Annotated in this window: 1 protein-coding gene; it reads left to right on the top strand. The window is 53.9% G+C overall.

Annotated features, from left to right (window positions below):
• Window positions 1–364 (top strand): hypothetical protein (locus tag AC1D0P_RS30315; protein ID WP_477680119.1); only part of this gene is annotated, 364 nt, incomplete at its 5' end.
• Window positions 365–425: the final 61 nt, after the last annotated feature.

Here is a 425-nt window from a genome sequence, read left to right as displayed (position 1 = left end):
GAACACCAACAGACATAAAAAAAGCGCCGTCATCCGAACAGGTGTTCCGACTACGTCGCCTAGGTTTTCTTGCGCCACATCGCGCAGATGTGATCATGTTCAATTGCTGACCAATGTCAAGAGCAAACTTATCGTGGACATCAGCTCGATCGCGAAGGTGCTGATTTCCTTGGACTCAGTCGTGGCACAGCAAAGGGTCGTGAGTTCGGTTCCTTTCAGGGCGATCAAGCAGGATCATCGAGGCTACGGCGCGGATTCTTTTATGCGCGAGACTCCTGTCCGTCACGAAGGTCGCTTGCGGCCGATCATTTCATCCGTATTCGCAAGCAGGTTGCGGACAGCTTTACGCGCCTCGTCCGGCTGACGCAGTCTGATCTTTTCTTAGATGGCCTCGTGCAGGCCCTGTGCATGCCTCAGGCTATTGG

The sequence above is a fragment of the Polaromonas sp. P1_G2 genome (genome assembly GCF_056405515.1).
The sequence above is the reverse complement of the archived record's forward strand: the minus strand, read 5'-3'. Positions and strand labels throughout refer to the sequence as shown.